Here is a 12,402-nt window from a genome sequence, read left to right on the forward strand (position 1 = left end):
TTTTATAAAAATTAGTTGTATTTATTACTTATAAGTAATATTATATGTATAGCGAGGTACAACATGGCAATAATACCTCTAGGTAAATTTCATCGAATTTTTATTAATAATAGATGTTTGAAGGAAATTGAAGTTGTCACGAATGGATATAGTTATAAAAAAGATTTTCAAGAATGGCTATATGATTCCTTATCAGAACTTGACGATCCTCAAAATGACTATATTTCTATTTTTCCGAAGAAATTTGAACATCTTAGTAAAGATCTATACGCGATTACTTATCGGCATGGTGAAAAAAATGTTCGTATTATTTTTTCACGGTCTGATAATGGCTATGCATGTATCCTATTGTGTTGCTTTGATGAAAAAAATACTAAAGCTCACTATAAGCGTTACATTGCACTTGCTAATAAGAGAAAAACTAATTAGTAAAGTATTTAAAGATACTGTTAAGGGAGTGCGCTAAATGATTATTAAAAATGAAAGTCAAGAAGCTTTTAATTCTCTTTTTTCAGAATTATCAGAAGTCGATATTAAAAAGCACGACTTAAAGCACAAAATTGCTTCAAAGATTTTAAAGCTAAGAACCGAGAGAGGATTTGGACAGAGTGAATTAGCACAGTTTATGGAAGTGTCTCAAAGCTTAGTTGCAAAATGGGAAAGCGGTAAATGTAACTTCACCATAGATACTCTGGTAGATATTTTTGATAGATTTGATGTAGAATTAGACTTATTATTAACTGACAAGGCTACTGAGAACTATTATAATTGCGATGCTATGAATACTGAATCCGCTTATCAAAAATACACTACCGGATATGCTTTTGCTAACAGTCAATTAGCTTATGCGGGGTAAAGTGATGAACGCAAATAAATTTGAATCTCCTTTTCATTTTATTGGAAACAGAATTACAAAATTATCAATAAAAAATGATTTTGTTTCTCTTGATGGAAACGATAAAGACATTAAATATAATCTGGATGTTGACTATGAAGTTAAAGACATAACAAAAAAAGAGGAAGAACATTACGGATTAATTCAACTCTTTATTAAAACAGAGGCTAAAAAAGGTAAAAAGCATTGTGTAATTGATTTAACTATAGAAGGATGTTTCTCTAGTAGTGTAAATAGCGAAGACGAATTTATTCCATTGCTAGAAATTAATGGTTCTACAGCATTATACTCAATCGCAAGATCAATAATTATCAATGTTTCTTCTCAAACTTTTCAAACCGGCCAGATGATCCTACCCATGTTAAATGTTTTTTTGATGCATAAGGAAAAAGAAAAAATTAAGGCTCAAAACATCCCCACGTCCTAACTAGACGTGGGGATTACTTTCAAAGGAGGTAATATTGTGAAAATTGCCGCCGCCTACATTCGCGTTTCGACTGACGACCAGCTGGAATACAGCCCGGACAGCCAGCTTGAAAAAATCCGCGAATATGCAAAAAGTAATGACATGATCCTTCCGGAAGAATTCGTCTTTCGTGAGGATGAAGGGATCAGCGGCAAGAAGGCTGAAAAGCGACCGGAATTTATGCGGATGATCGGAACTGCAAAAAAGAAGCCTAAACCGTTCGATGCCATTATCGTCTGGAAGTTCAGCCGCTTCGCCCGTAACCGACAGGACAGTATCGTGTATAAGTCCATGCTCCGGAAGCAATGCGATATTGACGTCATATCCGTTACGGAGCAGCTGGGCGACGATAAGATGTCCATTATCGTCGAGGCCATGATCGAGGCCATGGACGAATACTACAGTATCAACCTGGCCGAGGAAGTCCGGCGCGGAATGAACGAAAAAGTATCCCGTGGGGAACCGGTGACGGCTCCGGCCTTCGGGTACCTCATCAAAGATAAAAAATATTACATTGACCAGGACGCAGCCCCCCTGGTGCGTATGATCTTCCGCGATTATATTAACGGCATGGGCTGCCGAACAATCGCTACAAAGCTGAACACCATGGGCATCCGGACCAGACGCGGCGGCAGGTGGGAAAACCGAACCGTAGAATATGTCATCCGAAATCCGGTCTATATCGGGAAAATCAGATGGAATCCTTTGCGCAAAACCCGCAGGGATTTTGACGACCCTGATATTGTGTTAATTGACGGCGACCACGAGCATCTGATCGACGATGAAACGTGGCAAAAGACACAGGATCGCGTAATTAAAAATAAAATGATGTACGGAAGATCCTCCGGCAAGAAGCAGCCTTCCGCGCTTATGCTGCAGGGGCTGGTAAAGTGCAGCAACTGCGGAAGCACTCTCACCAGCTCCGCCAGCAATTCCATGCAATGCCTGGGTTACGCACACGGGCGGTGCAATGTATCACACAGCATCTCAATCGATAAGCTGGAGCAGATGGTCCTGGCCGCCATCGAAATGAACCTGAAGGCGGGAAGCATCCCCCTCATTCAAAAAGCCGCCCCAAACGAAGAATATCAAAGCGATGCGATTGAAAAACAGATCCTTCGCGAAAGGCAGAAGCTCATCCGGGTCAAAGAAGCTTATGAAAATGGTATTGATTCCATGGATGAATACCGGGTTAATAAACAGAAGATCCTCGAACGAATTGAGCAGCTGCAGACAGAGATGCCAAATAAAAAAGTGCCGCCGAAGGATGAGCTAATGAAGAAATTCAGAGCTGGCCATAAGGACACGATTAAGCGGCTGCGGGACCCCAAAATCAGCGTAGAAGAAAAGAACACACTGCTCAGAACTTTCATCGATAAAATTGTATTTGACCGCATTAACTGCCAGGTGCAGATTTTTTATTACATATAATCATAACAAATTGATATATGGTGGTCCGGACGGCGAATTGGGAGCTTCCCTGCGCTATTTAAGTCAGCGTTACAGTATGCCGTATCCGGAATTAAAAGCAATTTTGACAGATATCGGAACTGAAGAATCAGTACCATTATATTATGAGTAACGGTTTCTTCCGTATTGGGTGCTGCCAGCGGCAAGCAGGGTGATGATGGAAACAGAGTCAATCACATTTTAAAATAAATAAAAATAGTCTCTGAAAAATCATAAAAAAATCTTTCTATAACTATTGAAAAAGAAAAATAAAAACAGTATAATCTGGAGGTAAGGCACTTAATAGGTGCAAAGCAGGTTTAAAGTGTTAGCTGCACCAATCCCTGCATACGGAGAATCGGCTCCATACGCAACGTAATATTCGCACAATTGCAGTTATAATATGCTTCTTAAGCCGTTTTCCGTACAGAAGTATAGTGTTTCTATTGCACTTGTCTGCCGAGCGCTGTGCTATGGGATATAATTCCGTAACGGCGCTCTTTTTGTTGCCTTATCACTGGCACAATAGCGGAAAATCATCCTTAAAGGATTGATTTCACGCAAGTCTGCCTTTGATAAGACCAGAATGCTTTCACGCGGCAGAAGCCCAAATGAAAGGGGGAAAGGCAGACAGGTGCAGGCGAAAGCTAGGAGCGGATTATTAAAAATAGAATACTGCTTTCCTTAGAATTGTCGTATCAAGCGTTCGAAACCGTACTTAAAAAACGGTGGAAATTTTCACAGGCGGGTCTATTTGTGGCTTATCTTCTATATGGTAGAAGAACCGATCCAATGCGATATATGAGAAAAGGGGTATTAAAAAATGAAAAAACTAATTTCCAGCCTGTTGGCTATCCTCATGACAGTCAGCATATCCGTGACAGCATTTGCGGCGGAGACAACTGCATATCATGATGACATTAACAGCATTATCACTTCGGATTCTATTTCCCAGCAAAACACAACATTGACCCTTAATGGGGAATCAACAACTGCCATTTATTATACAGTTCCTGTTGGAGCTAAATTTTCTTTGACAGGTGACCGGTCAAACCTGTCTCAAATCTGCCGCCGTGTATTTACAAAGCAGAGTGATGGTACATATGTCAGCACGTGGACTGCTGACTATCGAACAGACGGTTTTTGGGATGCCACACCGGATCTCGCGGGAAAATTAGTGCATTTGTTTGCTGAAACCTCTGATGAAAATTCACGCACATTGGACGCATATTTCTTTGTGTCTGCGGATGCTCCAACCACAGCGACACCTACTTCAGCGGCCCCAACTACGGCTCCAACCACAACTCCGACCGGGATTTCCTCGAATTTTAAGAGTGATACCGGTGCAAAACTCGCCCTTAGCGCAGGAGCAACTTATCAATTTAAAATAACATCTTTAAATGGTAAGAAACCCGCATTCATTGTTCCGGGCAATTCCTTTAAAGTTAAATTAAGCGGAAACAAAGGGGCCGACTATTTCTTTAAGGTGACAGCCACTGGAAAAAGTGGTGCTTCCGCGGGCGTTTACATCAATGGCTCCAAGACTCCCAGTACTATCCTCTCCATCAAGTAATGCTGTTAAGATTAACACTGAAAAAGAATTTATAAACGGATTAAAAAATCCCGCTGCCAGCCAACCGGCCAACAGCGGGATAAACTATTAGTGACAGCAGCTACAATCCAATCCGTGCTTTACCCTGTCTCTTTCTTCCGCACGTTTCGCGTTGTTCCAACGGTCAGTGGTGCCGACCAGATAACCGGTAATCCTGCGGATCCGTTCAAACGGAATAGGCTCTAACTCATATGTCAGATCTACAAATTCTCCGTCTACCGCGATCTGCAAAGATTTTAAGCTGCGTCCGTCGTTTTTGTCGGACAGATATTTTACATAATTATTGATCTCGTCCTGAGCGATTTCTCCACCAGTTACAGTAATATCAGCCAATATTAACATCTCCTAAATATAATGATCGTGTTACTAAAATACACCATATTGTGGTGATTGTCAATTCTAAATACATGATATTGTAAAAAATAAGGGCATCGGAAATTCGACGCCCTTTCGTTATGTCTATTCGGTTTTTTTACCTTCTGGCAGCGCCTGTGCCGCCTTGCTTTCCACCTGATCGCGCACCTTGTCCACAATCCTTTCCGACTCTTTGGCATCAGTATATTTAATTTTTCTAAAAGGGCAACTCTTAAGTTTTAAGCGCACACCTGAACCTCTATCATAATGGGATAATACCAATTTCTACACGTTCATAAAAAAACAATATTCATATTTTGCTAGGGGCGCGTATTGCTTAGCGAATAAATTATATAACAAAAGTTCTAAAAATCAATAACCAAAATAGCGTTCAGCTAATGCTGAACGCCTTGTCTATTTGCGAAAACGAATATTAAAACAATGGCCTATTACTTTCATCAGCTCTACCCAAGTAATCGGGTTTTTCATATAAAAATTCTTTGTTTAAAACTAAGGAGAAATTCTCTTTCAAAAAATCTATCAGCCTCTTATCATCATATCCGAGCATAATAAATTTTCGCTTGTTCTTATGCCTCAAGGCTTTCTTATTAATAATCTTTCCAGACTTTAACTCAGATATTGGAATCGACGTGATATAAAGAACATCACCTACAGTTTTTCCAGCACTTTTTATATATACGCCCCATTCTGTAACATCAGAAAACTTAATTTTGCAGCGTATAAAGCCATATTTGAAGCAGATAATTTCATCCTCTGTTACTTTAACAAAAGTCAAAATGGTAGCAATCATTAAAATACCAACAGGTGCAAAAATGAGCAACGGAAAGAAATATGGAGGGGGGTAATTCCCCTTTTCGCCCACTAAATGTGTGACAATCATACCTGATATGCATGAAATAACTATCCATCCTAGCAAAATGACCGTGGCAGTGTAATAGGGCCAAAAACATTTATTTTTCATGATTTTCACCGTTAATTTCATTAAAATTTGTTTTCCCTCATAATAATTCCGAATACTGCAAAAGTCAACAAGAGAATTATAAATTCCGAATTCTATGAATCGTAGCTTTATAATGGTGTTCATCCATTTCAAACCCGGTGAAGTTTCGCCCGGACCGAGTGCAGGCAGCGGCCGTCGTGCCACTGCCCATACAGTTGTCGAGGACCAGCTCTCCCGAATTAGCGTAGGTCCTAATTATGTATTCAAACAACGCCACCGGCTTTTGTGTCGGGTGCAAGCCTCGCTCGCACTTTACTTTAAACAGCTGACGCGGATAATGTATGATACAGGTTTCCGTATCATGGGAAAGGCTACCGTCCATCCGGTAAACAGAATCACCATGCTGCGGGATTGATTTTCCGTGGTGTTTAATCGGTTTGTCCAGGGCAATAATACCCTGCGGGTTATATGTCGGCTGATGCTTATAAAATACACAAATTTCTTCCACACAGCGCAGCCGCTGCTTTTTGGCGTTGGCGAATCCGGTCGCCCTGTTCTTGTACCAGTACCAGCAGTATTTGAACATCTTCGGATTGCTACTGATTAGCTTCCTAGTGAATGGTTGACAGGACGTCAGAACGATTGCACCATCGTCTTTAATAACGCGGTCATACTGTCGCCAGAGCTCCGGGAATGGAATCAAGCTGTCCCATCGGCAGCCGGTCATACCATAAGGCAAATCACACAGGATCATGTCAATGCTGTGATCCGGATACATACTCATGCCGGCAATGCAGTCCATATGAACATTTTGTTGATATAGTCCATGCGGCTCCTTTCTGTCGGGCCCGCACGATCTAAGGAGATGAAAAGAGCGTCCAGCCAGTTTTTAGCGTTGCGCAGTTCCTCAATCCGTCTGGAGCATCGCTTAATCTCTTCGTTGTAATAACGTGAAGGGTCCGCCAACGCCATGTTGGCCGTGGATCCCCAGGCACACCTTTGTCGCCCAGCAGCCCAGACTGGTTGACGAACGGCAATGTTATTTTATTTTTTTCTTTCTCATAATGGCGAATGGTGGCGAATTTCTTGGCAATCATCTGCGGAATATCATAGTGGATTTTAAGCAAATTCTTCACTTCGTCGGCCGTCAAAAATACCCCCTTTCTGTATTCGCTTTTTATTTTTATTTGACATTTTTCCTAAATTGATTTATACTTTATATTAATGCTTACCTTGTTAAGCATATATTTAGAAATTGAGGTATTTAACTCACATGTACGAAGACAAAACTTTAATTTGCAGAGACTGCGGGGCCGAATTCGAATTTACTGCAAGTGAACAAGAATTTTATGCATCCAAAGGTTTTACAAATGAGCCCCAAAGATGCAAATCCTGCCGCGATGCACGTAAGAATTCCAGAGGGAATTCAAATGGTGGCGACCGAGAGATGTTCGAAGCCACTTGTGCATCTTGTGGAAAAACTTGCAAAGTCCCTTTTAAACCTCGTGATGATCGTCCGGTATATTGCAGCGATTGCTTTGCAAACAGAAGATAACATAAACTAGGTTTTGAATGCGCTTCGAAAGAGGCGCATTTTTTATTTATCAGCTTGTTCCCGTGCCATCTGCATGTAATCCTCGTATGGGTGTTCTCGGAAGCTACATTCATCACTGGCTATTTCCAGCGCCTTTTTAAACGTGGTCTTTTCAACCAGCAACTTATCAATTTGCTTTGTGCAGGATATATTGTACTGGTTGATTTCATCGTATTGCCTCTGCATTTCTTCAGTAAGAATATTTGCAGGTTGTCCATGGAGCTTTTTTCACCGGCTACTTAATCAGGCTGTATGCCGCCAGAGAAGTCTCGCGGATCAGATCCGGATTTATGGCTATTTCGTGGTCGCTCATCTCGAAAATATCATCAAGATACTTTAACACTTCATGTCGTTTCAAAATTTTTCCTCCTGTAATTCACTACACCTTGCGGATACTATCCGTGAGGTGATATATATGTATCAAGATCTTCACGATCTGCTAACAGGTAGCTCCAGCACGCTTCAATATTTTGTAAATCTTCCGGTTCCGGTTCAAATAGCTGCCCATCAACAAAATAATTTAATTCATACTGCAGAACAGCTCCATCGATATGTAGATTACATGTCGGGGCCGCCCCACTTTGGTTCTCCGTATTTGCAGTAAAAATCATCTGATGGGTATATGATACAGCAGCTCATAGTGTATCTGTTTTTACAATCCTTGCAACGTACCGGAGGCGAAACCAATCTACCTTCAGCTACGCTTTTGACTATTGATGCTCCAGTTAAAAGTGCAAGCGTTTTTTCTGTCCTATTGGAAGAATCCATCCTCGGCAATGTCCAAAATGCCCTGAGTAATTTCGTCGATGTCCCGGGTAGCACGCTCAATTTTCATGGCAGCGCTCTCCAGGTTACGAGGCCGGATCCTGTCCACCCTGCCGCAGCCTAATGGACATTGCTCGGAACAAAAATAATTCGGCAGCTCGGGTGCATTATAAGCGTTTTCCATCAAGTTGACTTCTTCAGAATGAGGAGTTATGTTATCGGATTCAATATTGCCAGGCGTGTCCGATCGATACAAACGACCTCTGCGGCACCTTCGCGGCTGTTCAACAGGTCATTATATGTCGCGGCTCTCATTCGTGCGGTATAATACGCATTCCCGGCCGCTTTCGTCGCTTTCTGCATATTGGAGAATCACCTCCATGTGATATGATTACTTACAGATGATCAGACTGATTATTTAAGATAATATTCAGTGACGCCCGCGCGGCCTGATCAAGGACACGCTGGTTATCTTCAGGCGTATTGTTGATATAGGCGGCATCGGAAAACAGGATGTGCGTATTACCTATGTAATAGTCTTTGACTATGTTTCCCTCGATCGGAATCTTCGCGAGCATCTTCATCACCTCGTTTCATATGTGTATTCTTGCTGCGGTTTGTCCTATGAATGCTTTCTGTCAGGGTATGCGGTTAAAACAATTCACCTCCCCACCAGCTCGTCGAGTGTACGGCCAAAAATGTTTGCGAGGTTGATTGTAACCCTAAGCTGGGGACCTTTATACCCGATTCAATATAGTGAATCATTGCCTGGTAACACCTATTAGATCGGCGAGCTGCTGCTGTGAAAGCTCTTTCCGCTCGCGGAAAATCTTTATGTTATCTTTTAACTCCAAGGTCTCACCTTCTTTCTAATTTAATGACCAATGTTATTGACTGATAGAATTAAAAAAGGTATCATGTAAACAAAGAACGAGGAAAATTGAAAAGATGTTTTAAAGCGGTGATGTATAGACGAACAGAAAGATTACATAAAAGGCGAAATGGCCCGCCTGAATATGGCTAATAAGCAAGACGCCGACTTTGCCGACGAACAGGTAACGTAATCTTTCTGGATTTTACATAAGGAGTACGAGCCATGAACGATAATGAATTATTACAAGCGATTCTTAATAAGCTGGACGGCTTGGAAAAAGGGCAGGAAGCTCTGCAGAAAGACGTTTCATCTTTACAGGCAGGGCAATTAAAGATTCAAATCACGCTGGAGAACGACATCGGCAAGAAGATTTCCGCCCTGTTCGATGGTCACCAGCTGGATAGCGAGAAAATTGAACATATCAGTGAAACCGTGGATGATATTGATGCCGCTATGACTGCGGTCGATATCGTAACCAAAGCAAACATAAAGGAAATCAATAAACTGAAAACGAAAATAGGGTAAAAAAATAGACCGCCCACCGGTGCAAACAGTGAACGGCCAAGGGATATAAATATGTACTTCTCTATAGACATTATAAACCATTGTCGAATTATGTCAATAGTGAAAAAAGGAGAGGTTAATATGAAATGCTCAAAGTGCGGCACAGAATTTGACGCTAAGTTTTGCCCGGAATGCGGAACTCCGGCCAATGCACAGGAAGGACAGCCGACACCATCGGTTCAGCCAATTTCAGCTGACCAGCCCCCGAAGAAGAAAAAAAGAAGCGGGCTTAAAGGAATCTTAATTGTTGTGGGCGTTCTCGTAGTTATTGGAATCATCGGTTCGGCAATGGGAGGAAAGGATAAACCTGCGGAGGCTGTTCCGGCCAGCACACCGACATCCGGAGCCGCTTCTGAGGCTAAATCTACTCCAGCCAGTTCCACAACAGAACAGACTGTTTTCGGAATTAATCAGCCTGTGAAGAAAGACAATGTTGAACTGACTATAACAAAAGTTGAAAAATCAAATGGAACCGATGTTGACAAGCCCAAAAACGGAATGGAATATGTTATTGTAACTGTAAAGTATAAAAACGCAGGGGAAAAAGATACCGTATCCTATAATCCTTACGATTTTAAAATGAAAAATAGTAAAGGACAAATTACGGACGAAGCATTTACAATTGTTAATTCCGATACGGCCTTGTCCAGCGGAGAATTAGCTCCCGGTGGAGAAATTGAGGGAACGATTGCTTTTGAACAGCCCAAAGACGATACTGGATTACTTTTGCAGTACACCGGAAATATTTTCGCATCTGAATCAGAAATTGATTTCAAGTTAAACTAATCAACTATTCCCCACGTCCTTCCCGGCGTGGGGATAAATCTATCCGGAGGAAATTAGAATGGCCTATTGTGAATATTTACGTAAATCCCGTGCCGATCTGGAAGCCGAGGCCCGCGGCGAAGGGGAAACCCTTGCCCGGCATGAAAAGGCATTGCTGGAGCTCGGTAAGCGGCTGAAACTGAATATTACACAGATATACCGTGAGATTGTCTCCGGAGAAACCATTGCGGCCCGTCCGGTCATGCAGCAGCTTCTTTCCGAAGTGGAACAAGGGATGTGGGAAGGCGTGCTCGTCATGGAAGTGGAACGTCTGGCTCGCGGTGATACGATCGACCAGGGTATCGTCGCGCAGACTTTCAAATTCAGCGGCACCAAGATAATAACCCCAATGAAGACCTATGACCCGAATAACGAATATGACGAGGAATATTTTGAATTCGGGCTGTTCATGAGCCGGCGCGAATACAAAACCATTAACCGGCGTCTGCAGCGCGGCCGTGTCACCTCAGTCAAAGAGGGAAAATATGTTGGCAATATACCGCCTTACGGGTATGTCCGCAAAAAACTGGAGCACGACAAGGGATACACGCTGGAGCCAGATCCGGAGCAGGCGCCCATCGTAAAAATGATATTTGATCTTTACGCAAACGGCGAACGGCAGGAAGATGGTACAGTCGGGGATATGGGAACCTCAAAGATCGCGCGCAAGCTGAACGAGCTGAAAGTTCCTACAGTCAAGGGGAACACCTGGGTAAATGGCACATTGCAGGATATGTTACGAAACCCGGTATACATCGGAAAAATCAGGTGGAGCGCCCGGCCGCAGAAGAAAAAAATGGTAGACGGCCAACTTGTAAAAGAGCGTCCCAGAGCCAAAGAGAGTGAAGTGGTTCTGGTGGACGGACTCCATGAGCCGTTAATTGACCTGAAGACCTGGGAAGCTGTTCAGCAAAAACTTCGTGAGAATCCCACCCATCCATGCCCCAAGAACAGCGCCATCGCCAACCCTCTCGCCGGCCTGGTTGTCTGTGGAATGTGCGGCCGCAGGATGGTAAGACGTCCTTACACTAACCGTGATTATCCGGATACGCTGATGTGCCCCGTTTCTTCCTGTGACAACATCAGCTCCGCTTTGGAACTTGTGGAAGATCATATCCTCCAGGCGCTGCAGGAATGGCTTGACCAATATAAGCTGGCTTACGGGAAACAGCCGGTCTCAGTATCACAAGCAGACCTGAAGAAAAGGGCTCTGAAGAAATTACAAAGCGAGCTGAAGGACCTCGAAAAGCAGCTTGATAATATTTACGATCTGCTGGAAAAAGGGGTATACACTACTGAAATATTTCTTGCCCGTTCCCAGGGCATCAGTGAGAAAATAACAGACACGCAGAACCGAATCCAACAAATAAACGCTGACATAGAGCGTGAAATCAGAACCGTGCAAAATCAAAAGATCATCATCCCACGGGCAGAGCGAGTATTGTCCCGATATCCGAAAGCCAAAACGCCAGCGGAAAAGAACGAACTGCTGAAATCGGTAATTGAAAAAGTCGTATACACCAAGACCATTAATGGCCGCTGGCACGGAAAACCGGACGATTTTGAGTTGCTTATGTACCCCAAAATCACGGAAAATAATGCTAAACACCGATAACCTCTTGGAACCTAAGAGCTCGCTCATCTGGAGATGGTTGGAACGATTGTCCACCAGCTTACCAGGAATCTGACGGAAGAGCAGATCAGAGAAGGCGGATTTGCCGCTTACTTTGTCAACCATACCACCGGAGTATATCCGTCCGACGCAAACGGAAGCCCATTTACCGCGGCTGCTTTGCAGGTAAAGGGAGATCCTATTTCAGATATTCATGAGGACCTGGCAGCAGATGCTGCGATTGCGAAACAACAACTTACAAAAATTTATGATGGGACAAGCCATTTCCGCTTATTTTGCGTTTCTCCGGCCTTTTTGTTATTCGTGAACCTTTTTTTCGTTTTGATTGTCTTATAAAGTGAAGGCCTTTAAACAGCAGGGAGGAAGTGAAAGTTTTGGAGGACAGTCAGATTATTCTGCTCTTGAGAAGC

The 12,402-nt window shown here is 42.8% G+C and carries 18 protein-coding genes and 1 pseudogene; 11 read left to right on the forward strand and 8 right to left on the reverse strand.

Annotation, left to right across the window (positions count from 1 at the left end; all coding sequences use genetic code 11):
* Positions 1-63: 63 nt before the first annotated feature.
* From LY85_RS07005 to LY85_RS07030, 6 genes and pseudogenes are all read left to right on the forward strand, one after another.
* On the forward strand, positions 64-429 hold the full coding sequence (locus LY85_RS07005; protein ID WP_141826047.1) for a type II toxin-antitoxin system RelE/ParE family toxin: 366 nt from the start codon (positions 64-66) through the stop codon (positions 427-429).
* 37 nt (positions 430-466) lie between these two features.
* Positions 467-856 carry a helix-turn-helix transcriptional regulator gene (locus LY85_RS07010; protein WP_141826048.1) on the forward strand — a complete coding sequence of 130 codons (390 nt, stop codon included), beginning with the start codon at positions 467-469 and terminating at the stop codon, positions 854-856.
* A gap of 4 nt (positions 857-860) precedes the next feature.
* Positions 861-1,322, forward strand: a complete 462-nt coding sequence (locus LY85_RS07015; RefSeq protein ID WP_185741139.1) for a protein-export chaperone SecB — start codon at positions 861-863, stop codon at positions 1,320-1,322.
* A gap of 36 nt (positions 1,323-1,358) precedes the next feature.
* Entirely contained in the window at positions 1,359-2,792 is a 1,434-nt protein-coding gene (locus LY85_RS07020; protein WP_185741140.1) for a recombinase family protein, read from the forward strand.
* Positions 2,782-2,919: pseudogene (locus LY85_RS07025) on the forward strand (manganese catalase family protein); the annotation flags it as partial. The gene LY85_RS07020 and the pseudogene LY85_RS07025, both read left to right, overlap by 11 nt.
* A 714-nt stretch (positions 2,920-3,633) precedes the next feature.
* Positions 3,634-4,383 carry a hypothetical protein gene (locus LY85_RS07030; protein ID WP_141826051.1) on the forward strand — a complete coding sequence of 250 codons (750 nt, stop codon included), beginning with the start codon at positions 3,634-3,636 and terminating at the stop codon, positions 4,381-4,383.
* Positions 4,384-4,470: 87 nt separating this feature from the next.
* Here the strand turns inward: LY85_RS07030 and nrdD are convergent, their stop codons facing one another.
* The 5 genes from nrdD to LY85_RS07050 all read right to left on the reverse strand — a co-directional run bounded on the left by nrdD (position 4,471) and on the right by LY85_RS07050 (position 6,888).
* The gene (gene nrdD, locus LY85_RS07035; RefSeq protein WP_141826052.1) at positions 4,471-4,764 is read right to left on the reverse strand and encodes an anaerobic ribonucleoside-triphosphate reductase; all 294 of its coding nucleotides are present in this window, start codon (positions 4,762-4,764) and stop codon (positions 4,471-4,473) included.
* Positions 4,765-4,881: 117 nt separating this feature from the next.
* A complete protein-coding gene (locus LY85_RS19240) occupies positions 4,882-5,025 on the reverse strand; it encodes a hypothetical protein (RefSeq protein WP_185741141.1) in 144 nt (47 codons plus the stop codon).
* Positions 5,026-5,209: 184 nt separating this feature from the next.
* On the reverse strand, positions 5,210-5,779 hold the full coding sequence (locus LY85_RS07040; RefSeq protein WP_141826053.1) for a hypothetical protein: 570 nt from the start codon (positions 5,777-5,779) through the stop codon (positions 5,210-5,212).
* Positions 5,780-5,834: 55 nt separating this feature from the next.
* Positions 5,835-6,539, reverse strand: coding sequence for a site-specific DNA-methyltransferase (locus LY85_RS07045; protein WP_141826054.1), 705 nt, complete (start codon positions 6,537-6,539; stop codon positions 5,835-5,837).
* 55 nt (positions 6,540-6,594) lie between these two features.
* A complete protein-coding gene (locus LY85_RS07050; protein WP_141826055.1) occupies positions 6,595-6,888 on the reverse strand; it encodes a hypothetical protein in 294 nt (97 codons plus the stop codon).
* 122 nt (positions 6,889-7,010) lie between these two features.
* Between LY85_RS07050 and LY85_RS07055 the strand changes: the two genes are divergently transcribed.
* Complete coding sequence (locus LY85_RS07055) at positions 7,011-7,292, forward strand: zinc-ribbon domain containing protein (RefSeq protein ID WP_081928409.1); 282 nt, start codon at positions 7,011-7,013, stop codon at positions 7,290-7,292.
* A 274-nt stretch (positions 7,293-7,566) separates the two neighbouring features.
* Here the strand turns inward: LY85_RS07055 and LY85_RS19680 are convergent, their stop codons facing one another.
* From LY85_RS19680 to LY85_RS07070, 3 genes are all read right to left on the reverse strand, one after another.
* Positions 7,567-7,689, reverse strand: a complete 123-nt coding sequence (locus tag LY85_RS19680; protein ID WP_279230992.1) for a hypothetical protein — start codon at positions 7,687-7,689, stop codon at positions 7,567-7,569.
* A gap of 393 nt (positions 7,690-8,082) precedes the next feature.
* Complete coding sequence (locus tag LY85_RS07065; RefSeq protein ID WP_141826057.1) at positions 8,083-8,280, reverse strand: hypothetical protein; 198 nt, start codon at positions 8,278-8,280, stop codon at positions 8,083-8,085.
* A gap of 211 nt (positions 8,281-8,491) precedes the next feature.
* On the reverse strand, positions 8,492-8,674 hold the full coding sequence (locus tag LY85_RS07070) for a hypothetical protein (protein WP_141826058.1): 183 nt from the start codon (positions 8,672-8,674) through the stop codon (positions 8,492-8,494).
* Positions 8,675-9,192: 518 nt separating this feature from the next.
* On the opposite strand from LY85_RS07070, the gene LY85_RS07075 reads away from it, so the two are divergent.
* The 4 genes from LY85_RS07075 to LY85_RS19685 all read left to right on the forward strand — a co-directional run bounded on the left by LY85_RS07075 (position 9,193) and on the right by LY85_RS19685 (position 12,328).
* Positions 9,193-9,495 (forward strand): hypothetical protein, encoded by a 303-nt coding sequence (locus LY85_RS07075; RefSeq protein ID WP_141826059.1) that lies wholly within the window; start codon positions 9,193-9,195, stop codon positions 9,493-9,495.
* Positions 9,496-9,615: 120 nt separating this feature from the next.
* Entirely contained in the window at positions 9,616-10,320 is a 705-nt protein-coding gene (locus tag LY85_RS07080) for a DUF4352 domain-containing protein (protein ID WP_185741142.1), read from the forward strand.
* Between the two features lie 58 nt (positions 10,321-10,378).
* The gene (locus LY85_RS07085; RefSeq protein WP_141826061.1) at positions 10,379-11,974 is read left to right on the forward strand and encodes a recombinase family protein; all 1,596 of its coding nucleotides are present in this window, start codon (positions 10,379-10,381) and stop codon (positions 11,972-11,974) included.
* 27 nt (positions 11,975-12,001) lie between these two features.
* On the forward strand, positions 12,002-12,328 hold the full coding sequence (locus LY85_RS19685; protein WP_279231014.1) for a manganese catalase family protein: 327 nt from the start codon (positions 12,002-12,004) through the stop codon (positions 12,326-12,328).
* Positions 12,329-12,402 lie beyond the last annotated feature (74 nt).

The sequence above is a fragment of the Clostridium sp. KNHs216 genome (genome assembly GCF_006714885.1).
In the GTDB taxonomy this organism is placed as follows: Bacteria; Bacillota; Clostridia; order Oscillospirales; family Acutalibacteraceae; genus Caproiciproducens.